The sequence below is a fragment of the Algiphilus sp. genome, from assembly GCF_965216485.1.
Taxonomy (GTDB): Bacteria; Pseudomonadota; Gammaproteobacteria; order Nevskiales; family Nevskiaceae; genus Algiphilus.
Genome location: NZ_OZ244162.1, coordinates 588,367 through 610,051, shown reverse-complemented (window position 1 = coordinate 610,051; position 21,685 = coordinate 588,367). Strand labels below are relative to the sequence as shown.

Annotated in this window: 22 protein-coding genes; 9 read left to right on the top strand and 13 right to left on the bottom strand. The window is 64.9% G+C overall.

What is annotated here, in order from left to right:
• Positions 1–44: 44 nt before the first annotated feature.
• Complete coding sequence (locus ACOOFO_RS02805; protein ID WP_420428143.1) at positions 45–1,262, top strand: NAD(P)-binding domain-containing protein; 1,218 nt, start codon at positions 45–47, stop codon at positions 1,260–1,262.
• On the opposite strand, the gene ACOOFO_RS02800 is transcribed toward ACOOFO_RS02805, so the two are convergent.
• Positions 1,241–1,999, bottom strand: a complete 759-nt coding sequence (locus ACOOFO_RS02800; protein ID WP_420428142.1) for an SGNH/GDSL hydrolase family protein — start codon at positions 1,997–1,999, stop codon at positions 1,241–1,243. The genes ACOOFO_RS02805 and ACOOFO_RS02800 overlap by 22 nt on opposite strands.
• A 161-nt stretch (positions 2,000–2,160) precedes the next feature.
• Between ACOOFO_RS02800 and ACOOFO_RS02795 the strand changes: the two genes are divergently transcribed.
• From ACOOFO_RS02795 to ACOOFO_RS02770, 6 genes are all read left to right on the top strand, one after another.
• On the top strand, positions 2,161–2,673 hold the full coding sequence (locus tag ACOOFO_RS02795) for a GNAT family N-acetyltransferase (protein WP_420428141.1): 513 nt from the start codon (positions 2,161–2,163) through the stop codon (positions 2,671–2,673).
• Positions 2,674–2,761: 88 nt separating this feature from the next.
• Entirely contained in the window at positions 2,762–3,226 is a 465-nt protein-coding gene (locus ACOOFO_RS02790) for a hypothetical protein (RefSeq protein WP_420428140.1), read from the top strand.
• Between the two features lie 66 nt (positions 3,227–3,292).
• Positions 3,293–4,141, top strand: a complete 849-nt coding sequence (locus tag ACOOFO_RS02785) for a class I SAM-dependent methyltransferase (RefSeq protein WP_420428139.1) — start codon at positions 3,293–3,295, stop codon at positions 4,139–4,141.
• Between the two features lies 1 nt (position 4,142).
• On the top strand, positions 4,143–5,138 hold the full coding sequence (locus ACOOFO_RS02780) for an MBL fold metallo-hydrolase (protein ID WP_420428138.1): 996 nt from the start codon (positions 4,143–4,145) through the stop codon (positions 5,136–5,138).
• Between the two features lie 39 nt (positions 5,139–5,177).
• Positions 5,178–5,489, top strand: a complete 312-nt coding sequence (locus ACOOFO_RS02775; protein WP_420428137.1) for a hypothetical protein — start codon at positions 5,178–5,180, stop codon at positions 5,487–5,489.
• Positions 5,452–6,030 (top strand): DNA-deoxyinosine glycosylase, encoded by a 579-nt coding sequence (locus ACOOFO_RS02770; protein WP_420428136.1) that lies wholly within the window; start codon positions 5,452–5,454, stop codon positions 6,028–6,030. Before ACOOFO_RS02775 ends, ACOOFO_RS02770 begins: the two co-directional genes overlap by 38 nt.
• A gap of 8 nt (positions 6,031–6,038) precedes the next feature.
• Here ACOOFO_RS02770 and ACOOFO_RS02765 read toward each other — a convergent pair whose 3' ends face one another.
• The 5 genes from ACOOFO_RS02765 to ACOOFO_RS02745 form a co-directional block, all read right to left on the bottom strand.
• Positions 6,039–7,007, bottom strand: coding sequence for an alpha-L-glutamate ligase-like protein (locus ACOOFO_RS02765; RefSeq protein ID WP_420428135.1), 969 nt, complete (start codon positions 7,005–7,007; stop codon positions 6,039–6,041).
• A complete protein-coding gene (locus tag ACOOFO_RS02760; protein ID WP_420428134.1) occupies positions 7,004–8,533 on the bottom strand; it encodes a UUP1 family membrane protein in 1,530 nt (509 codons plus the stop codon). The genes ACOOFO_RS02765 and ACOOFO_RS02760 overlap by 4 nt, the downstream gene beginning before the upstream one ends.
• A 145-nt stretch (positions 8,534–8,678) precedes the next feature.
• Positions 8,679–10,772: a M13 family metallopeptidase gene (locus tag ACOOFO_RS02755; RefSeq protein WP_420428133.1), complete on the bottom strand. Its 2,094-nt coding sequence runs from the start codon at positions 10,770–10,772 to the stop codon at positions 8,679–8,681.
• Positions 10,773–10,852: 80 nt separating this feature from the next.
• Entirely contained in the window at positions 10,853–11,848 is a 996-nt protein-coding gene (locus ACOOFO_RS02750) for a hypothetical protein (RefSeq protein ID WP_420428132.1), read from the bottom strand.
• A gap of 77 nt (positions 11,849–11,925) precedes the next feature.
• Positions 11,926–13,065, bottom strand: a complete 1,140-nt coding sequence (locus ACOOFO_RS02745) for a glycosyltransferase family protein (RefSeq protein WP_420428131.1) — start codon at positions 13,063–13,065, stop codon at positions 11,926–11,928.
• 113 nt (positions 13,066–13,178) lie between these two features.
• On the opposite strand from ACOOFO_RS02745, the gene ACOOFO_RS02740 reads away from it, so the two are divergent.
• Positions 13,179–14,735 (top strand): GNAT family N-acetyltransferase, encoded by a 1,557-nt coding sequence (locus tag ACOOFO_RS02740; protein ID WP_420428130.1) that lies wholly within the window; start codon positions 13,179–13,181, stop codon positions 14,733–14,735.
• Positions 14,736–14,741: 6 nt separating this feature from the next.
• Here ACOOFO_RS02740 and ACOOFO_RS02735 read toward each other — a convergent pair whose 3' ends face one another.
• The 7 genes from ACOOFO_RS02735 to ACOOFO_RS02705 all read right to left on the bottom strand — a co-directional run bounded on the left by ACOOFO_RS02735 (position 14,742) and on the right by ACOOFO_RS02705 (position 20,827).
• Positions 14,742–15,338 (bottom strand): helix-turn-helix domain-containing protein, encoded by a 597-nt coding sequence (locus tag ACOOFO_RS02735; protein ID WP_420429619.1) that lies wholly within the window; start codon positions 15,336–15,338, stop codon positions 14,742–14,744.
• 53 nt (positions 15,339–15,391) lie between these two features.
• Positions 15,392–15,712, bottom strand: coding sequence for a hypothetical protein (locus ACOOFO_RS02730; RefSeq protein WP_420428129.1), 321 nt, complete (start codon positions 15,710–15,712; stop codon positions 15,392–15,394).
• 39 nt (positions 15,713–15,751) lie between these two features.
• Complete coding sequence (locus ACOOFO_RS02725; protein WP_420428128.1) at positions 15,752–16,786, bottom strand: NADP-dependent oxidoreductase; 1,035 nt, start codon at positions 16,784–16,786, stop codon at positions 15,752–15,754.
• A gap of 77 nt (positions 16,787–16,863) precedes the next feature.
• Positions 16,864–18,300: a flavin-containing monooxygenase gene (locus ACOOFO_RS02720; RefSeq protein ID WP_420429617.1), complete on the bottom strand. Its 1,437-nt coding sequence runs from the start codon at positions 18,298–18,300 to the stop codon at positions 16,864–16,866.
• A 50-nt stretch (positions 18,301–18,350) separates the two neighbouring features.
• The gene (locus ACOOFO_RS02715; protein WP_420428127.1) at positions 18,351–18,806 is read right to left on the bottom strand and encodes a DUF3237 domain-containing protein; all 456 of its coding nucleotides are present in this window, start codon (positions 18,804–18,806) and stop codon (positions 18,351–18,353) included.
• A 12-nt stretch (positions 18,807–18,818) separates the two neighbouring features.
• Complete coding sequence (locus ACOOFO_RS02710) at positions 18,819–20,045, bottom strand: cytochrome P450 (RefSeq protein WP_420428126.1); 1,227 nt, start codon at positions 20,043–20,045, stop codon at positions 18,819–18,821.
• A 23-nt stretch (positions 20,046–20,068) separates the two neighbouring features.
• Positions 20,069–20,827, bottom strand: a complete 759-nt coding sequence (locus tag ACOOFO_RS02705; protein WP_420428125.1) for an SDR family NAD(P)-dependent oxidoreductase — start codon at positions 20,825–20,827, stop codon at positions 20,069–20,071.
• A gap of 186 nt (positions 20,828–21,013) precedes the next feature.
• Here ACOOFO_RS02705 and ACOOFO_RS02700 point away from each other — a divergent pair, with 186 nt between their 5' ends.
• Positions 21,014–21,661: a TetR/AcrR family transcriptional regulator gene (locus ACOOFO_RS02700; RefSeq protein ID WP_420428124.1), complete on the top strand. Its 648-nt coding sequence runs from the start codon at positions 21,014–21,016 to the stop codon at positions 21,659–21,661.
• Positions 21,662–21,685: the final 24 nt, after the last annotated feature.

Below are 21,685 nucleotides of genomic sequence, written 5' to 3'. Positions count from 1 at the left end.
CAGGATTATTGCAAGCCGACGGCCCCACAATGCGGAGGACAGCAATGCGCGCGGGATTCATTGGTCTAGGCACCATGGGCAGCCCGATGGCGGGCCATCTGCAGGCAGCCGGTCTGCTCAGCGGCGTATGGAGCCACACCACCAGCAAGGCGGAAACGCATGGGCATAGCCTGGGCGTGCCCTGCGCGGCGACACCGGAGGCACTCTGGCAGGACGCCGACGCCGTGGTGCTCTGCGTGCGCGCCGACGCGGAAGTGCTCTCCGTCGTGGACGCGCTCTGCGTGGAGGCCGCCCGCGGAAAACTCGTGATTGATACCTCGACCGTGGCCGATGACACGGCACGCACTGCCGCCGAACGCCTGGCGGGCGTCGGGGCCCGCTTCATCGATGCCCCTATCACCGGCGGTGCCGAAGGTGCACGTCAGGCCCGGCTGACCTTCATGGTCGGTGGCGCCGAAGCGGATATCGCCGAGGCCGCCCCGCTGTTCGATGCCATGGGTGCTCGCACCGTGCATCTCGGCCCGGTGGGTGCCGGCCAGGCCTGCAAGGCGGTCAACCAGGTGATGGCGGCCGGCATCAACCAGGCGGTCTGCGAAGGCCTGGCCCTGGCCGAGGCTGCGGGCCTCGATCCAGCGCAGGTGGTCGACGTGGTAGGCAGTGGCGCCGCCGGCTCCTGGTTCGTGCAGAACCGCGGCAAGACCATGACTGCGGGACACTTCGAACCCGGCTTCCGCATGGCGCTGCACCTGAAGGATCTGCGCATCGCCCAGCACATGGCCACCGAGCGCGGTCTGCCGATGCCGGTGGTCGACCGCACTGCCGCCGACTACGCCCGCCTGGTAGCCGAAGGGCATGGCGATGACGACATCTCGGGACTCTATCGCGGCATCCGTCCGCGCCGCCGCGACACCGTGCACGCGCAGCCCCCGGAGGCTTACTGGTTCGAGGAAGGCTGCTGGATAAGCGAGTGGTGGAACCGCGATGACGACGACGCCATCTCCGTCGCGCAGGCGCGGGTACCCCACGGCGGTACCACCCGGCTGCACGCCTTGCAGGGCATCGTCGAACGCTACGTCATCCTCGAAGGCCAGGGTACGGCCGAGGTCGACGGCAAGACCTTCCAGCTACGGCCCGGCGATACGCTGATGATCCCACCTCAGAGCGCGCAGCGCATTCGCAACGAGGGCGACGCTGACCTGGTCTTTCTGGCCATCTGTACGCCGCCGTTCCGGGTGGATGCCTATTCGGACATCGCCGGCTGAAGACGGTGGGCCGTGGCCTCGCCGATGAGGGCGCCCCAACGGGTATAGCCGAGCGGCGAGGGATGGAAGCGGTCCGTGCAGAAATACTGATCGCCCCCCTCGAAAGGGATGGGTACATAGACGGCGTGGGGCGCCTTGGCTGCCACCAGGCCGATGATGCGGTCGAAGGCGCGGGCGCGTACCCCCAGCATGGTGCGCAGCGGCTGGGGAATGGCCGGAAAGGCGCCCATGGGCGGAACGGCGCTCACCGCAACAACTGCATGCGGCGCGCGCCGGCGAATGGACGCCATGAGCTTGGTGAGGTTGGTGTACCAGGTCTCCGGTGTGCAGCCGGACAGCACGTCATTGACGCCCAGCGCCACCACCACGACATCGCAATCGACCGCGATCAGCGGCACCTGCTTGTAGCGGGTCTGTCGCGCGGTCGCGCCATTGGCGCCACAGGCCTGCCACTCCACCGGGCGCGCGCTACGCGCGGCCAACGCCTTCGCACACTGCCCAGCGAGTGCACTGGCGTGATCGGGCGCCCCGACTCCGGCCACGGTGGATTCGCCCACCGCGGCCAGCTGCAGGGCCGGGCCTTCCCCGTCGATGCGCCCCTCACGCGGACCGGGCGCCTCTTCCAGGCGCGGCGTGTCGCGCCGCATGCGGGCGGCCTGCAAAGCAAACAGCGGCAGTCCCGCAATCAGCCCCGCGGTCCACAAGGCATAGCCGGTGTTGTCACGTATGCGTTTCATCACAGCCTCCTTACCGGACAGAAGCAGGTCTCGTGCCAAAGCGCGGGCGGCGCGCTCGCGTCGCAGCATGGCAGCATGGCCCGGAACCGAGTTGGAGACGCCATGACCCATCGCCTTATGCAAAGCGTCGTGCCGCCCGGCATTGGCGCAGGAGACGGGCCATGAGCGCGGAAGGGCTGTGCATCCGCGCCTACCGAGCCACCGACTGGGACGCACTCTGGCCCCTGCTGCAGGCCGAGTTCGCGACGGGGGAGAGCCACCCACAGGCCCCGGATATCAGTGAGGCCGCAGCCCACCAGAGCTGGATCGAGGCCCCTGAGGCGACCTTCGTGGCCGAGTGCGACGGCGCCTTGGTGGGCACCTATCTGATCAAGCCGAACCAGCCGGGGCTGGGCGCCCATGTGTGCAACTGTGGCTATATCGTGGCGCAGTCGGCACGGCACCAGGGGGTGGGCCGGGCGCTGTGCCTGCATTCCCTGGAGACGGCCCGCCGGCGTGGCTACCGCGCCATGCAGTACAACTTGGTGGTGGCCACCAACACGTCCGCGCTGCGGCTATGGCATTCCATGGGCTTTCAGACCGTCGGCCGCCTGCCGGAAGCCTTTCGCCACCCGCGCCATGGCTGGGTCGATGCCTTCGTGATGACCCGTGCGCTGAACAACGCCGGCGCATGAGGGCACCAGCGGCCTCGACGCCCGACAAAATGCTTTACATGGCGTAATTCTTGCTTCCAACGCGGGGACACACACCCGCGAGCGCATTATGAAAGCAGAAAGCATCGTCCTCGCCACGCTGGGCATCTGTCCCGCGGAGTCGCGGGCGCTGATCGCGGCCACACGGGTGCTCGAAGGCCGGCTTCCCGCGCTGGTGGACTGGTTCGATGCACCGGATCAGGCAGACGTCGTGGTGCGCAATCTGGACGCACCATCCGCCGATTGGCCCGCGCTGCGGGACGAAGCGGTGATCGTGCCGTACCGCGCCACCGGTGCCGTACCAGCCACCGGCATCTCGCGCCCCCTGCGCATGTCGGTGCTGCAGGAAGCCCTGAGCTGGGCACTGGAGCAGGCGCTTGCCCGGCGACAGCCTTCGCCGGAGCAGGTCGTGCGACGCGTCTACCGCGGTCGCGAAGAGGTCAGCAGCATAAAGCCACAAAACGAGGAACGCACCGCTTCTGCGCCGGCCTCGCCCGGTTTCGTGCGTGTCTATCGCGGGCGCACCATCAAGTAGCAGGCGCACGGCAAGGGCGTTGCCGAGTATGCTCCCCCGCGTGCACGCACCATTTTGGGGAGGAGTATGGTCGGCTTCGGGCGCGTTTCGCCTACCGCTCGTTTCACCGGCGCCACCTGGCGGCGCCACGGCCTGTCGCCTGAGGGGCTGCACCCGCGCAGCGAACGTTGGCTGGCGGAGGTTTTGCGCCTGGGCGCGCCCGTGGGCCGGCACTTGCTGCTCGACGATATGCTCCACGCGCGCCACTGCGCCATCGACCGGCTGCTGGAGCGTGCCATCGTCAGCGGTTCCATCACGCACGTAGTGGAACTTGCCGCAGGGCATTCGGCGCGAGGCTGGCGCATGAAGCAGCGCTTTGGCCCCGGCCTGCACTACATCGAGACGGACCTTCCCGCCATGGCCGAGGAAAAGGAAGCGCTGCTTTCGCGGGCTGGCCTGTTGAGTCCGCAGCACGAGGTGCGCGCCTTGGATGCCGGCGTCTCGGCCGGTGCCAACAGCTTGCCCGCCCTGCTGGATACGCTGCCGGCAGCGGCCGGCGTGGCGGTGATCAGCGAAGGTCTTCTGAACTACCTGCCGATGCAGGCTGTGGATCTGCTCTGGCAGAGTGCTGCCATGCGCATGCGCTCCTTCGCCCACTCGCTCTACCTGTCCGATTGCTATCTCGCCGAAGACAATGCCGACCTGATGACGCGCGCCTTCCTAGGCGCCCTGTCGCTGGCGGTGCGAGGCCCCGTCCGGCTGCATTTCGAGAATGCAGAGGGACTGGTTGCCCGCGCGCATCGGGATGGCTGGCGTCATGCGGAAGTCGTGCGTTGCAGCGAGCTGGGCCTGGACGGTGCGATGGCTGATCGAGCCGGTGCGCGCCGGGTTCGCATCGTGCGCGCCAGCGCCCACGCGCATTGCCCGGGCGCCTGAGATGCGTTTTCTGCGCCGTGCCCTGCTGTTCACCGTCGTGGTGCTGGTCGCCATCGTGGCGGGCGCCGCACTGTGGGCGCAGTGGCCTCGAACCCCACCCAGCGGCGAGGATGTAGCCGCGCCCGGCAGCGGCCCGGTCACAGTGACCTGGCTCGGCGTGTCGGCCGTGCTGCTGCGAGACGGCGACAGCGCGATCCTCATCGACCCCTTCTTTACACGCAAGCCGGCCAAACTGGGGCTACTCACCAATCGTCCGGTGCGCCCCGACGAGGCGCGCATCCGCGACTGGCTGGAGCGGCTGCAGATCGACCATCTCGACGCCGTTGTGGTGTCCCACGCCCACTACGACCATGCCCTCGACGCGGGCGTGGTGGCGCGGCTGACCGACGCACAACTGCTGGGCTCGCAGAGCACGGCACAGATCGGGCGTGGCGCCGGCCTCGATGATAAGCGAATCATCTTCGTGGAAGCCGGCACGCAGGTACAGGCCGGGCGATTCCGGCTGCGCTTCCTGGCCTCGCGCCATGCCGGCGCCACCGGCGGCAGGCCGCGCGGGACCATCGCCGAACCCTTGGTCCCGCCCGCCGGTCCGCTGGCCTACCGCATGGACCAGACCTGGTCGATCGTCGTCGACCACCCGCGCACGCGTCTGCTGCACCACGGCAGCGCCGGCTTTGAGCCGGGAGCCCTGGAGGGCGTCCGGGTCGACACCGTACTGCTGGGCGTGGCGCTGATCGACAACCTCCCGGCTTATCTCGACGCCGTGGTGGGCCAGGTTGCTCCGGCGCGCGTCTACGCCGTTCACTGGGACGATTTCACCCGGCCGCTGTCCGAGCCGCTGCGACCATTGCCGGTGGGGGTCGATCTGCCGGCTTTCTTTGCGCAGGCGCGAACGCGCTACCCGGCCGTCCGCTTCCAGACCCTGCCGTTGGGAGACGCGGTTGCCTTGCCTCGGGCGCAAGAAGCGCGCACGTCTTCCGCTTCGCCTGACGCATAATGCAGAGACTTTCAGCCCCCGCCGTGGACGCGCCTGCTCATGAAGACGATTCCCTCGCGATTGCTCGCCCCCTTGCTCGCCCTGCTGCTCGCCCTCAGCGCGGGTTGCGCCGGCATGAGTGAACAGGCCGAACTTCCGCCGCCGCACAGTGGCAACGTCCAGAATGTGGCGGAATTCCGCGAATTCCTGGATGCCTACCAGCCCACCGAGAAGCAGTTCCGGCAGGTGTATCCGGATATCACGCTGGTCATGCCGGGTGAGATCGCCACCAAGGAACTGCGCCTGAACAACAGCCGCTTCTTTGCCGAGCTCAATGACGAAGGGCGCATCGTCGACGGCCGCTTCCAGTAGCGCAGCCGCCGCGGCCTCCACGCGTCGCAGCAGCCTTGCGCCGGTGGTGCCGCCACAGGCGCGGCTGCTGGTGCTGGGTTCGATGCCGGGCGTAGCCTCGCTGCAGGCGCAGCGCTACTACGCCCATCCGCGCAACCTGTTCTGGCCGATGGTGGAGCGCTTCCTCGGCATCGCTGCAACGCAGCCCTACGAGCAGCGCCTGGCGGCCCTGCAGCAGCACGGCGTCGCCCTGTGGGACGTGCTTCAGCATTGCGAGCGCAAGGGCAGTCTGGACGGCGCCATCGTGCGCGCCAGTGAAGTCCCCAACGCGATCCCGAATTTGATCGCCACGCAGCCCGCATTGCGCGCCATCGTGCTCAACGGTCAGCGCGCCGCGACCAGCTTCCGGCGCCATTTGCAGGCAGAGTGCCTACAGCTGCGGCCCGCGCTTCACATTCATGCCCTGCCGTCGACCAGCCCGGCGAATCAGTCAATTCCCCTACAGGACCGCCAGCAGGCCTGGTCCGTATTGTCGGATTACGCCGGAACACCCACCCCTTGAGGAAGCTGCTAGACCGGGCGTGGTGGCACGACACCGCCAAAGGTCTGCATGGCAAAGGCCACACGCGCCGCCGCCGGTGCGCCCACGGGCGCCGCGCGGTCGACCTCGGCAACACGGTGACGCAGGCCGACGCGATTGGCGAGCTGAATGCTCAGGCCCGGCCGCGCGTTGAGCTCGAGCATCAAGGGGCCACGGTCCGCATCGAGCACGACGTCGACGCCGAGATAGCCCAGCCCCGTCAGTTCGTAGCAGCGCGCGGCGATTTCCAGCAGGCGCTCCCAGCTCGGTATCTGCAGACCGGCGATGACATTGTGTGAATCCGGATGCACATCCACCGGCTGGTTATGCCAGATACCCGTGGTCAGCGCGCCGGTTGCCATGTCCACGCCCGCGCCTACGGCACCCTGATGCAGATTCGCCTTGCCGTCGGATAGCCGGGTCGGCAGACGCACCATGGCGAGGATAGGCACGCCGCGATAGACCACGGTGCGGATATCCGGCACCCCCTGATGGGTGATCCGCTCGAACAGCGGGTCGAAGATGACCCGCTGTTCGATCATTGCCGTATCCGGCTGGCCACCAAGGCTGTACATCCCGGACAGGATATTGGACACATGATGCGTCAGGCCTTCGTGATCGATGAGGGCACCGCTGGATTTGCGAAACATCGCTCCAGAGCGGCCCAGGACTACCACGATGCCCTCGCCGCCGGAGCCGTGCGCTGGCTTGATGACGAAGCCGTCCAGTGCATCGAGGATCTGATGCATGTCGGAGGCGTCATGGTTGGTGCGTACCTGCGCATAGAGTTCGGGCACCGCAATACCTGCGCCCTGCGCCAGCTTCTTGGTCAGCAGCTTGTCGTCCACACGCGGATAGAAGCGGCGCGGGTTCTGCTCCGCGATCAGCGCCGCGTTGCGCCAGTTCATGCCGGCGATACCCGCCCGCCGCAGCGCCCGAGGCGAGGCGAACCATTTCATGGACCGGTATCCATATTGCGGAAGCGCACCAGTTCACTGACCCGATAGCCGGTATAGCGGCCCACCAGCAGCACCACCGCGAGCACGACCAGCAAGAGTTCCGGGAAGACGAGCATGAGGTGTTCCATGCCGGTCTTGAACATGAGCAGGTAACTCAGAATGGCCACCAGCATGCTGCCGAGGCCCTGTCGCAACGATTCCCCCGGACCGTGCTCCTCCCAGACAATGGACATGCGCTCGATGGTCATCGCCAGGATGACGATGGGGAACAGCGATACGGACAGTCCCGCCGGCAACCCGAGCTGGTTGCTGAGCACGCTCAGCATGGCAATGAGCAGGATCACCACAATGACCACTGCGGCCAGTCGCGGTACCAGCAGCAGCTTGAGCCGCTCCAGATAGAAGCGCACGGAGAGCCCCAGCGCCGTGACCAGCGTGAACAGCACCACGCCGCCAATCAGCTGGGTTTCGCGGAAGCTGATCGCAATCAGCACCGGCATGAAGGTCCCGAAGGTCTTCACGCCGACGATGTTGCGCAGCACCACAATGAGCAGAACGCCCAGCGGCAGCAAAAGCAGGATGCGGTAAAGATTCTGGGTCTGTACCGGCAGATTGAGCAGGGAGAAGGCCACCATAGCCGACTGCTCGCCCTGGGCGCCGTCCGCCGCAGCCTTGAGTGCGTCGAGCTGGCTCCGCTTGGAGGCAAAGCGCACGTTGACATTGCGCGCGCGCGTCACCTCGGCCGGGTCTCCCGCGCTTCGCCACCACTTCACGAAACCGTCGGGATAGCCCGTCTTGCCGGTGCTCGGATCGATGGGGACCCAGCGCTGCCCGTTGTGGACTTCCAGCCAGGCGGTTGGCTGCAGATCGCGGGCGCCGTCCTGCAGCGTGATGCCACGCACCATGCGCGCAGGGATGCGCGCGCCCTTGAGCATGTAGATGGCTGTGGCCACCCGATCCACATCGGAGCGCTTGCCTTCCAGCATGAGGCGGATGTTGTCGTTGGCCTCGGGATTGTTCAGCATCTGCATCAGCATCGCGGCGAAGGTGGCGACATCAGCGGACCGACTCCGCACCTCATCGAGCACTGAATTCACCGCCTGCAGATAGGGTTCCTCGTATTCGGGAACGGGTGGCGGCAAGGGCGCAGGCTCGTCCTCCATTGCAGCCTCCGGCTCGTCCTTGGGCATCAAGGTCGCACGGTAGAACAGCGCTTGGCGGCCACTCGGGCGGCGCTGGGTCCAGATCGCCGTGCGCTGACCGTCCACTTCCTCGACGGCAATGCCATAGCCCCGGGAGATGAAATTCTCCTCGAGCACACGATAGCCGGGAGGTGCCTCAGGCAGCTTGAGCTGTGCCTTGACCGCTCCGCCGATCGGCTCGAAGCCGAGTCGTGCCTCGATGATCCAGGCGTCCGTGGTCGCATCCGGCGACAGTGGGAAGCCCAGCGAATGGTGTTTGTACCAGGCCAGGGACAAGCCAATGACCGTGAGCGCGAGCGCGAGCAAGCCAACGTGCAGCCTCATGCGCCTCGCTCCGGCCATGCCCGCCTGTGCCGACGGGCCGCGTGTGTGTCGTTCATATTGTTGTGCATTGCCACAGGGCCCCCTCGCCCCTATTGGCTATCGCGAGCCTAGCGCATGGCGCCTTCCGGCCATAGCGCGCTGACCTTCACCAGATGGAAACCCGCGCCTCGGGGGCCAGGTAGAGCGCATCCTCGGGTGTCACGTCGAAGGCCTCATACCAGGCATCGATATTGCGCACAACGCCATTGGTGCGATAACGGTCCGGCGCGTGCGGGCCATTGTTGAGCCGGTTGATCAGTTCATCCTCGCGGTACTTACGTGCCCAGATCTGGCCCCAGCCGATGAAGAAGCGCTGCGACGCGCTCCAGCCGTCGATGCGGGCACGGCTCGGATTGGGCCGGGCAATGCCGATCTCACCGCTGTGCAGTTCCTCGCGCTGCGGTGACTGATGCGCATCCTCAAGCGCCATCTGCAGGGCGACGTAGGCGATGCTCAGCCCACCCAGATCCCCAATATTCTCGCCCAGCGACAGAGCACCGTTGACGCAGTGATCGGGCAGCGGGCAGAAGGCGTTGTACTGCTCGACGAGGGCCGCCGTACGCTGTTCGAAGCGCTCCCGATCCGCGTCGGTCCACCAGTTGCGCATCCGCCCCTCGCCGTCGAAGCGCGAACCTTGGTCATCGAAGCCGTGACCGATTTCGTGTCCGATGACGGCACCGATGGCGCCGTAATTGACCGCGTCGTCGGCTGCCGGATCGAAGAAAGGCGGCTGCAGAATCGCCGCCGGAAAGACGATCTCGTTACCGCCGGGGCTGTAGTAGGCATTGACCGTCTGCGGGGTCATGAACCACTCGTCCTCATCCACCGGTTGGCCGAGCTTGCCGTAGTGGAAGTCGAATTCGTGTCGCTGGATACGCATGACATTGCCCAGCAGATCGTCTTCCTCAATGGCGAGTGCGCTGTAGTCCCGCCAGTGCTCCGGATAGCCGATCTTGGTGGAGAACTGATCGAGCTTCTCCAGCGCCTCCTCGCGCGTACGCTCCCCCATCCAGGACAGCGACTGGATGCGACTGCGGTAGGCGCGGGTCAGATAATCGACCATGCGCTGCACACGCGCCCGGTAGGCCGCCGGAAAGTGCTCCGCGACGTAGCGCTTGCCGAGCGCCTCGCCCATGCCGCGTTCGACCAGCCCCAGCGCGCGCTTCCAGCGCGCCTTGGGCTGCTCGATGCCACTCAAGGCGGACTGATGGAAATCGAAGTGTTCGGCCACCAGCGGAGAACTCAGATAGGGCGCGTAGCTGGCCAGCACGTGGTAGGCAATCCAGGACTGCAGCTGGAACAAGGGCCGTTCCGCCAGAACGCGTGCCGTGGCGGTGAAGGCCTCGGGCTGGCGGATGATGACGCGCTCGGGGGTGATCGGACCCAGCGCCTCGAAGAAGGCCGTCCAATCGAAACCCGGCGCCAGTTCGGAGAGATCCGTCAGTGGGGAGGGATTGTAGGTCGCCTGCCGGTCGCGCGAGCGCACCCGCGTCCAGTGCGCTTCGGCCAGTGCGCTTTCCAGCGCCCAGACCGCCTCGGCGCGCCGCTCAGCCTGGTCCAGACCCGCCAAGGCCAGCATATCGGCAACATGCGCACGATAGGCCGGACGCAATTCGGCAAAGCGCGCCTTGTCGGAGAGGTAATAGGTTCGCTCCGGCATGCCAAGCCCCGCCTGGCTGACATAGAGCGCGTACTGCGACGGCATACGCGCATCGCGGAAGATGGAGAGCCCCACCGGCAGGTCGATGCCGATCTGCTGCAGTTCGGCAAATAGCGCGGGCAGGGCGGCCCGATCATCCACCTTCAGAATGCGCTCCAGCGTGGGCTGGATCGGTGTCACACCGCGTTCCTCGATCGTCGCCATATCCATGTAGCTGCGATAGAGGGCACTGATCTTGCGCGCCTCCTGGACTTCCGGATCCTCGCTGTCTCCAATGCAGGGTAGGCAGTCGATGAGGTCTCTCAACTGCTCCTGGGTACGCTCGTGGATGATGGTGAAGGTGCCGTAATTGGAGCGGTCGGGCGGGATGGCGGTGCGGTCCAGCCAGCGGCCATTGACGTAACGGTAGAAGTCATCGCCCGGGTCCACCATGGGCTGCATGCGGTCTTCGAGGACGCCCGCGTCGCGCGGGGCTGCGAAGGCCCCAGGCACGAGCAGCGTCAGCAACAAGCCTGCGGTACAGGCGCGAAGCGTATGCATCGTTGCATCCGTGAAGAATGAAAGAACGGCATGCTAGCAGGCTGAAAGCGGCACGAGGCTGAACGCTCTGGCGCGGCGCCTCAGGGAGTGGCAGCACCACCCGGCAGGCGAGGGCGTGTGGGGTCGATGTCGGGCAGCGTGATGTGCACCATCTGCCCCTGGCGCCCCTCGCTGGCGACCACGGCGAGGCTGCCATCGGAGCTCAGAATGATGGACTCCGCCTGCTCCATCATCGGCAACACGCGCCGTCCGGGATAGCGCCGCAGCGCCTCTTCCCAGCGTTCCCCCGGCGCACGGTCGTAGACGAAAACCGCGCCGTAGCTCAGCACGGCCATCCGCTGTCCATCCGGTGTGATGTCCAGGCCGGTGGGCAGATTGAAGCCCAGGGCCCGGCGTGGCCCCTCGAAGAAGGTCGACATCGGCGGAGGCGGCAGCTCGACGTCGCCCACGTACTCGGCCAGCACAGGATCGCCGTCCTCGGCGGCCGCCATGCCGTTGCAATCCGGCGGCGCCGGCAAGCGGTAGAGCGCCGGCGGCGTCTCGCGCTTGCTCAGCACGTAGATCTGGCGGTCGCGTTGATCAAAGGCCAAGCCTTCGGCGTCGCGCGGCCCGTCCGGATAGCGGAACACCAGGTGCCCGGCCACACGGGCCTCGCGTGCATCGACACCGGGCTCGGGAATGAACTCGATATGCACGCTGTCGCGGCGCGCCAGATTGTCGCCAATGTCGCCCACCAGCAGACAGCCACCGCGGGCAGTGGGCATGCGTGCGATATCCTCCCAATCCAGATTGCTGCTGCCCTTGATCACCACGCGCCCCAGCGCCTGCCCCTCCCGGCCGAGTCGAAAGAGCCGCGCGCGGTTGCCGTGATCGTTGTGCCCCCAGAAATCGCCGGTGGCTGCTGGTGCCAGACCGGAGATTTCCTTCAGTTCGGGATCATTGAGGGTATAGACGCCTTGCACGAAGCCGGCGGCATTGACCGTGCAGCCCGACAGCAGCACCGACAGTGCAACCACCGGCAACAGCGGCCATCGCCGCGAGCACAGGCAGACATCGCGCGGATGCGGTGCGCGCATCGGCAACCCTCATGAAAACAAAGGCCGCATAGTAGCGGCCGCCTCGCTCTGTGTGGCGGGCGCCTGTTGCTGAGCAGCTAGCGCGCCGCCACCAGTGCGGTGCGCGACAGCCGGCTCCGCGCCGCGCGCGACTTTCCGGCACTGACCGCCACTACGCTGCTGCCCAGTTCGTCGATATAGCGCTCGAGCGTGGAAATGGCCTCGGCGCGGCCATCAGAAGCGTACTCGGCGGTGCGGCTCGCAAATTGATCCTCGTGCGACAGCAGCCGGTCCACATGCGAAGGCGAGAGCTGGCTGGCGGCCACTCGCATGCCGATGCCCATGCGCTCCACCATGGTCGCATTCAGGCGTTGCTCGAAAGCATCCTCTGGCACAGCAAGAATGGGCTTGCCGAAATGCAGCGCCTCGCCAATAAGCTGATTGCCGGCGGTGGACAGCACGGCGCGGCAGGCCGCCAGATCGTGCGCGAACCATTCGTTGCTGGGCGCACAGAATTCCAGGTTCTCGCTCTGGCCCTTCCACGGCGTGCCATAGACCTTGACCGGCATGTCGAGCAGGCGCAGCGTGCGGTCGACATGGGCGCGGTACTGGTGGATGCCCTTGTTGAAGTAGACCAGCAGGAAGTCGCCACGCTTCGGTTTCAGTCCCTTCACCACATCGCGCAACATCGGGCCCACCACGCGGGCATCGTCGCGGTAGGGCTCGGCCGGATAGAAACTGGAGATCAGCACCCGATCCGGTTCGCCCATCAAGGTGCGATAGCCGATGGCGTCGCGCTGACCCGCGAGCCAGAGATCGGCCGGAAAATTCGGCTTGCACCAGGCGATGATGCCGACATGATCGAAGCTGATGCGCGGGATGCCGAGACGCGCGCCGGCGCGGTGCGTCCAGGCCTCGGAATCGGAGATGATCAGCTGGGTGCCGCGGCTGCGCATCTCGCGCTCCAGCGCTTCGGTGCCCGGCCCACCCAGCAGCAGATCGGCCATCGGCGCCAGGTTCTCGCTGAACGTGCGCGGCAGCGAGTGGCCGCCGCGATTGTTGTAGCGGTAGCCGATCGTCGGGATGCGCACGGTCGGGAAGAGCGGCGCCAGTACATCAAAGGCATCCCCCCCCGCGTACACGGTAACCTCGTGTTCTGCCATCAGCGCGGGCAAAACGCTCATGGTCCGCATGGCGTGCCCGCGTCCGTAGCCCATCACACCGTAAGCTATGCGCATTAGCGGTCTCCGGCTCATTGAAGCAGGGCGCAGCTTATGACGCATGCGTTGTCGCGCCGTGACAGTCCGGTGACTCTTGTATGACAGCCTACTTTCCGCAACGAGCCTGAATCATGCCCAAGCGTGGCCAGAAACTCTTCATTCGCCAAGCCGTTCCGGAAGACATTCCGGCCATCATCGCGCTGACCGCCAAGGTCTATGCCGAGATGGGGCCGTACAGCAAGGACGAGCTACGCGGACAGCTCAACCACTATCCGCCCGGCCACATGGTGGCGATCTACGAGGACCAGATCGTCGGCTACTCCGCGTCGCTGCGCGTGTCGGAGGAACGCGCACTGTCCAAGCACACCTGGCGGGAGATCACCGGCGGCGGCTTCGGCACCACCGACAACCCGAATGGTGATTGGCTCTACGCCTACGAAGTCTGCGTCGATCCCGACTACCGCGGATTGCGCATTGGCCATCGGCTGTATGCGGCACGCCGCAAGCTGTGCATCGACGAGATGCTGAAGGGCATTGCCTTCGGTGGACGCATCCCCGGCTACGGCCGGCGCCGGCGCCGTTTCGAGAGCGTGGAAGCCTATTGCGAAGCCGTGCGCGAACGCCAGATCCGCGATCCAGTGATGAGCTTCCAGCTGCAGCAAGGCTTCGAATGCGTGGGCGTGCTGCAGAATTACCTGCCCTCGGACACCGAATCCTGCGGCTTCGCCACGCACATGATCTGGCGCAACCGCGGTGCCGAGACGCAGACCACCAAGACGGTCTCCGCCCCGGACCGCCCGGCCTCGGTGGTGCGCATCGCCATCGTGCAGTACCTCCAGCGCGGCATCGAATCCTTCGATGAATTCGCCAAGATCGTGCGCCACTTCGTGGACGCGGTGGCCGACGTCAAATCGGATTTCGTGCTGTTCCCGGAGTACTTCGCCTTCCAGTTGCTATCCATCGAGGACCGCGAGATGTCGCCGCGCGACTCCATCCGGCGGCTGGCGGACTACAACGACGCGCTGGAGGAACTCTTCCAGGACCTGGCCATCCGCTACAACGTCAACATCATTGCGGGCAGCCACCCACAGTTCAGCTCCACCGGCGTACTGCAGAATGTCGCGCACGTCTTCCTGCGCGATGGCTCCGTGCACGAGCAGCCCAAGATTCAGCCCACCCCGGGCGAACGCTACTGGTGGCAGATCGAAGGCGGTGACGTGGTGCGTGCCATCGACACCGACTGCGGCACCATCGGCGTGCTGACCTGCTACGACAGCGAGTTCCCAGAGCTGGGGCGCCATCTGGTGAATCAGGGCGCAACCATGCTGTTCGTGCCCTTCTCCACCGAAGAGCGCAATGGCTATCTGCGCGTGCGCTACTCGGCGCACGCCCGCGCCGTCGAGAACCAGGTCTATGTGGCCATTGCAGGCAACGTCGGCAATTTGCCGCGGTTCCACAACATGGACATCCATTACGCCCAGAGCGCCATCATCACGCCCTGTGACTTTCCCTTCGCGCGCGATGGCGTAGCGGCAGACACCACCCCCAATGTCGAACAGCTGGCCTTCGCTGATCTGGATCTCGACGCGCTCTATCAGGCACGCCAGGCCGGCACCGTGCAGAACTGGAAGGACCGCCGCCACGACCTCTATGAAGTCCTGTGGCGCGGGCCTTCGGATGATGGCTGAGTGGTATCACTCCTGGATGGCGATACCGGCACGGCGGGCGCGCTGAATGGCCTCCAGCCGGGAACCGGCCCCGAGTTTGGAATAGATGTTCTTGAGGTGATATTTCACCGTATTCAAGGAAACATGCGCCTGGCGGCTGATGGTCTCGTTCGATGCTCCGGTTGCAAGCAGATGCAGTATCTCGGCCTCGCGCGCGGTCAAGGTGACCGGGACAGCCGGCTCGCTTTCCGATGCCTCCGCAACGGCCCTCAGCATGGTCAATGCAAGAGGAAGCAATTGCCGCAACTGCGCATGCCGACGATGGCAGGGGCGCGACGCCAGATAGTCCACGTGCTCCATCAATAGCGCAGCCATGTCGCCCTCCGCCTTGCACAGGCGGGTCATTTCCGCCTCTGGAACCATGTGGCGCAGAAGCGCGTCCAGCGCGGCGTGCGCGCTGTCCATATCGCCCTTTCGCCGCATCTCCAGCGCCTCGATGATGAGTGGGGCATCCGCCACACCCTGCGCGACATCCGACCCTCGGGAGCGCGGCGACGCGGCGTGTCGGGGCTCGGGATGACGGGACACCGCAGCCTGCGCCCCGGGTCCGGCGGACGGAGTCATCACGCTTGACGCATCCAGGAACACTGAGCAGCTGGCGATGGCGTGCGCATCGCTTACAAGGCCGACTCGGGCAGGTGAATGACCACCCCGTCGAGCGCCTCGGACATGGTGATCTGGCAGAGCAGTCGACTGTTCGGCTTCGGCTCGACGGCGCCTTCAATCATCATGTGCTCCTCCTCGCCCGGCACGCCGGAAGCGGCCAGCCAGGAAGGATCAACATAGGCGTGACAGGTGGCGCAACTGCAGCAACCACCACAGTCCCCGGCGATGCCAGGAAGCATGTGATCGACTGCGCATTGCATGAGGTTCTGCCCCTCGGCCGCCTCCAGGCACCGGCTTTGGCCGTCGGTTCCGACAAAAATCACCTTACCCATTGCCCGCTCCCCATGGTGTCCGGTCGAAGGTGCCGCCCGTCAGGGCTCAGCCACGCGCACCACAAGCTTGCCGAAGTTGCGCCCATGCAACAGACCGACGAAAGCCTCCGGTGCGGCTTCGAGGCCCGCGACAATGTCTTCCCGCACCGTGATCTGTCCGCTCGCCAGCCACTGCCCCATATCCTTGAGGAATGCACCGTAGTGCCGCTCGTACTCATCGAGAATGACGAAACCCTGCATCTTGATGCGCTGCACCAGCATCGCGCGCATGAGGCCAGGGAGCTGATTCGGCCCATCTGGCACGCCATCGGCGTCATACCAGGCAATGACGCCGCACAATGGAATACGCGCGCCTTCATTCAGCAGCGGCAGGACCGCATCGAAGACAGCGCCGCCGACGTTCTCGAAGTAAACATCAATGCCTTCCGGAGCAGCCGCGGTCAGTTGCCGCTGGAAATCATCGGAAGCGTGGTCAACGCACGCATCGAAGCCGAGCGATTCCACGGCGAAGCGGCATTTCTCGGCGCCTCCGGCCACGCCCACCGTACGGCATCCCTTGATCTTCGCAATCTGGCCCACTGCGGACCCGACCGCCCCCGTAGCCGCGGCGACCACTACCGTTTCTCCGGAGCGGGGTTGACCGATATTGAGCAGCCCGTGGTATGCCGTGAATCCCGGCATCCCGAGGATGCCGAGGGCGTAGGACGGATGTTCCAGCGCCTTGTCCAGAGGCATCACGCCGTCCCCATTGGACACCGCATAGTGCTGCCAACCGGTGAAGGCCAGGGCGAGATCGCCCGCTTCATAGCGGGGATGGCGAGATTGCACCACGCGACAGACGGTACCACCGCACATCGGCTCTCCAACCTGAACCGGCTCTGCGTAGGAGGGGCCATCGTTCATGCGCAAGCGCATGTACGGATCCAGTGACAGGAAGCAGGTTTCCAGAAGCATCTCGCCATCGCCGATATCTGGAACAGGCGCGTGCTCGACTCGGAAGTGCTCTGGACGAACCGCGCCTTGCGGTCGACGGGCGAGAACAACGCGGGTATTGGTACGTGCTGAGGCATTCATCGTAGGGACCGGTTGTCATAAGAGAAGGGCGCGCCCACACCAACTGCCGGATCGCAGTGCGCGCATCGGTGGTTGTGCTAGAGGCTCTCGAATTCCCTGAAATCAGGCACTTCGAGCTCAGCACGGAAGCGGCGCGGCTCGAAGGGCCATGCCGAAGGCACGCCATTGGGCGCGATGTACCAACTCGAACAGCCTTGTACCCAGGTCGTGCCTTCCATGGCCTCGCGCACGCGTGCGTTGAAGGCCTCGGCGGCCTGCGGCTTTGCTTGCATGGCCGGCGCGGAACCCTGCGCGAAGTGGGCGATGCACCCGAGGATGTAATCCACCTGGGTTTCCGCAATATCGATCGCGGAGTAATTGCCGATGGGGCTCTGGGGCCCAAGCGTAAGAAAGAAGTTGGGGAAACCGGGAATCGTGACCGTACGATGCGCATAGGGACCGCCCGCCCAGGCCTCATCCAGACTTTCTCCCGCTGCATTGGTCAGCTTCATGGGCCGTACGTAGGCGTGCGCATCGAATCCGGTGGCCAGCACCAGTACGTCGATCGCATGTCGCACACCGTCCTTGGTCACGACCGCGTCGGTCTCGATGTGGGCGATGTCCTCTACCACCAAGGAGACGTTGTCGCGCTGCATGGCGGGATAGAAACTGGTGGACATCACCATGCGTTTGCACAGCGGGGCATCGGTGGGCGTCAGCTTCGCCCGCAGCGCCTTGTCCTTCACGGTGCGCAGATTCCATCGGCACAGGCTGCTGAGCAGTGACCGCTGCCAGCCCGGCCGGATCACCGCCTTCGCGAAGGTGTGCTCATACAACCAGCGGTAGCTCTTGTGGAGCCCCTTGGCGAGGCGCGGGAACCGCCGCAACAGTCGCTTCTCGAGCTTGGTGTATTGCCGGTCCGGGAGCGGAAAGATCCACTGCGCACTGCGCTGGAACACTGTCAATTCCAGCGGGCGCTGCGCGAGCGCGGCAATGATCTGCACGCCCGTCGAACCGTTTCCAATGATTCCCACGCGCTTGCCGTCAAGGTCCACATCATGGTTCCAGCGCGCGGAGTGGAAGGCGGCGCCTGCGAAATCCTCGAGCCCCTTGATGGTGGGGTAGCGCGGGTGGTGCAAGAGGCCACAGCAGGCCACCACGATGTCGGCACTCAGTGCCTCCCCGTCGGCCGTACGCAAGGTCCAGCACTGGCCGTCATGGTGGGCATCCACCACCTCTTGGTTGAAGCGTATGGAGCGGCGGAGGTCATACTTCTCGGCAACAGAAACAAGGTAGTCCTGAATCTCTCCGCCCCCCGGGAGCCTGCTGCTCCATGAAGGGTTCGGTTCGAAGCTGTAGGTGTAGTAGTGGGACGCCACGTCGCAGGCAATGCCGGGGTAGGTGTTGTCCCGCCAGGTGCCGCCCAGTTCTGACCCCTTCTCGATGATCGAGAAATCAGTGAAGCCCTGTTCCTTGAGCTTGATGGCGACCAGAAGCCCGGACATTCCCGCGCCTATGATCAGTACGCGTGGCATGCGCTGGTGTTGAGCGTGACCTTCCATAAACCACCCCCTGGGTGTCTCGTTCAGAGCACTTCGAACACGTCGTAGAGCACTTCTCCGCCGCCGAAGCTCGCGATTTTCCCGATGGTGAGGAGATCGTTGAGCCAGCCGTATTTCTCGGACGCGGTCTCGAAGTAGGGCGCGCTGCGAAAGTAGATATCCGATCCCGGAATGGACTCGCCTGAGGCAATACGCTCGCTGAGCCCCGGATCCATACGCAGCACCCCGTTGTAGTGCGAATAGATGGGCATGCCGTCGTCCGCCATCATCAGCAGGCGTACGTCCAATTTCCAGTTGCCATTGGGCTGCACGCGCACCCAATCTCCACTCGGGTGCGCCAGCTGTGCCGTGATCCGCGGACTCTCGATGCTGGCTTCAAGCACGTTGAACACCATCAATGAATCCCCGACAACAACCGGCTGTTCAATGGCACCGCGCAAGCGCATGAGCCATCGGGTTTCAAGCGTCGGTTCGGCCATGAGAAATCTCCTCTAATGAAATGTGATGGGCAGCTTAGCCATGACTCGGAAGAAGGAGTGCGACCACTCGATATCGCCCTGACGGATATCCATCCCTGCCGTTCGCTGCGCGAATTCGGTCAGGGCATACCGCGCTTCCATGCGCGCCAGCTGGTTGCCCAGACAGAAGTGCACGCCACCGCCGAAAGCTTGGTGCGCCACATCCTGACGACCGATATCGAAGCGGTCCGGCTCCGGGAAGCGTGCCGGGTCGCGATTGGCCGATCCGAGCATCATCCAGAGCACGGCATCTGCCGGCAGCACACGGCCGCCGACCTCCCAGGGCTCGGCAAGGACACGCCAATTGAACAGAATCGGGGTGTCGTAGCGCAGGCATTCCTCAATGGCGTTACGAATCAGGACGGGCTCCTGACGGAGCCGCTCCATCTGATCGGGATGGTCGAGCAAGGCCCTCAGCCCATTGCTGATGAGGCCGATGGTCGTTTCGTAGCCTGCGATAATGATGCCGATCGCCTGTACAGCAAGCTCGACGTCGCCGAGGCTGTCATCTTGCTCTTCAGCCCGGATCAATGCGCTGACCAGATCCTCTCCAGGCTTGGCGCGCCGCTCGCGCACCAGCGCCTCGAAATAGTCAGCCATTGCAACACCGGCGTCGCGCGTCCTCTGCTGGACCTCAGGAGGCAGGAAGCGGGCGAAGAAGGCATTGGTTCTCGCCGCGGTCCACTCGTTGAACAACGGACGGTCGGCCAAAGGCACCCCCATGATGTGACACATCATGCGCGACGGCACAAGGCTGGCCATGTCCTCGACGATTTCCATGCCGCCTTGGGCCAGTGCCTGGTCCATAGCCTGAGTCACGGTTTGCTGTACCTCTGACTCCATTTGGCGGACCGTCTTGGCACCACCCAGCGACTGCATCGCCATATTCCGCAGTCGTCGGTGCGCCGGGCCATCCTTGTTCAGCATGAATTCCAGGAAGCTGCCCCTTTGATCCAAAGGATCAAAGTTGGGGGCGGTACCGTCGGAAAGGGTCTGGCTCGTCTTGGCATTCTTGAAAACATCCGCCACGTCCGCGTAGCGGCTGATCCGCCAGGTACCGACCGGAGTGAGATTCACCGGATCCGCCGTGCGCAGACGATGCAATGCGGGATAAGGGTTATCGCGGAAGTCGGGGGCGAAAGGGTCGGCGCCGCACCAATCACCCGCGTCCGGGACTGCGTTCTTCGTTGTTGTCGCCATGTCGTGTGCCTCCGTCTGATCGATCACCGCGCGGTCCAGCCGCCATCAATCGGGATGGCGGCCCCTGTGACAAAAGTGGATTGACCGGACAGGAGCCACAGCACGGCGCCCGCAATCTCCGTCGGGTCTGCGATACGCGCTTGCGGCGACATGCCGGCGAGCACTTCTTCCGTGATGCCGGCGGCCTCCAAGTGCTGGAGGATGCGGGTTCGAACTGCGCCGGGGCAGATGGCGTTCACCCGGACCCCGCCCTCTGCAGCCTCAACGGAGGCTGCTTTGGTCAGCCCGACCACTCCGTGCTTGCTCGCCGTATAGGCCGCCTGGCCGGCCAGGCCGACGAGGCCCGAAATTGAGGCGTTATTCACGATGGAGCCACTGCCTTGAGCAAGCATGTGGCGCAACTGATGCCGCATGCACAGCCACACACCCTTCAGATTGGCGGCCAGGGTCTGGTCGAAGTCATTTTCTTCAAGTTGCTCGAACGGAACCGTTGGCGCCCCAATGCCTGCATTGTTGAACGCGCCGTCGAGCCCTCCCAACCCGTCAATGGTCTGTGTGATCGCCTGTTGCACAGCGGCGTCTGAGCGCACGTCGACGACAAAGGAGAGGCATCGCTGATTTTTGCGGTCGAGCGTTTCAGCAAGCGCTCGCACCCCATCGGCATCCACATCCCACAGCGCCAGTTCCGCACCTGCGGCCGCGAGCGATCGCGCCGTTGCACTTCCAATCCCGGAGGACGCGCCAGTGATCACCACCCGCCGTCCTTCAAGCGGCTCAGCCATTTCCTCTCCTCCTACTCGCTCTTCACGAAGCGACCGCGAGGTTCGGGCCTCTTCGCGCGCCCTCTTCGGGGCATCAGGCCTCTGGGCAGCAGGCTGCAGGTTCCGGGGGTACCCTTTCCTACAACTTTGCGTTCTAGAGTATTTCATCTAGAGCGTATACTCTATTTTGGGGAGCGTCAACACGCCATGGCACTGCCAAGAAGCAAGCCGCAAAACGACAACCGGGAGCGCATTCTCGAGGCCGCGATCGCGCTCATGAACGAGCACGGCGGCGCCGTCGGAACGTCACAGATCGCGAATCATCTGGGGATCAGCCCAGGCAACCTCTACTACCACTTCCGCAATCGCGAAGCGATCATGCGGGAGTTGTTCCTGCGGCTCACTGACGAACTCACGCAAGTGCTCCGCACCGCGGAGCAGGACGACATCACCGCTGATTACCTCGCTTCGTGTTTCACCGGAGGGGCGAGGGTGCTCTGGCGCTATCGGTTTTTCTTTGCCGTGGATTTCATCCGCAGGGATGAAGCGCTTGCGGAGAGCTATCGCGCGCTCAGTCACAAGTGCAAGGCCTACATGCACATCATCATTCGCGGTGCCCTGCGACGCGCGCCTGGTCGCTGTTCCGCCACGCCAGATGAATGCGAGCGACTGGCCGAGAACATGTGGGTGCTCTGGATCAGCTGGCCGCGATACACCGAAATCGACGGCAATCACAGCACTGTCCGAGAGGCCGATATCTGGCGCGGCCTCGAACAGATTGCCTTCCTACTTTCGCCCTACTTGGCGGAAGACTACTTCGCGCAGATCGCTCGCCGCCTCAGGGAACACGCCTGAGCAGAGCTGCCTGCTCTCAGAGCA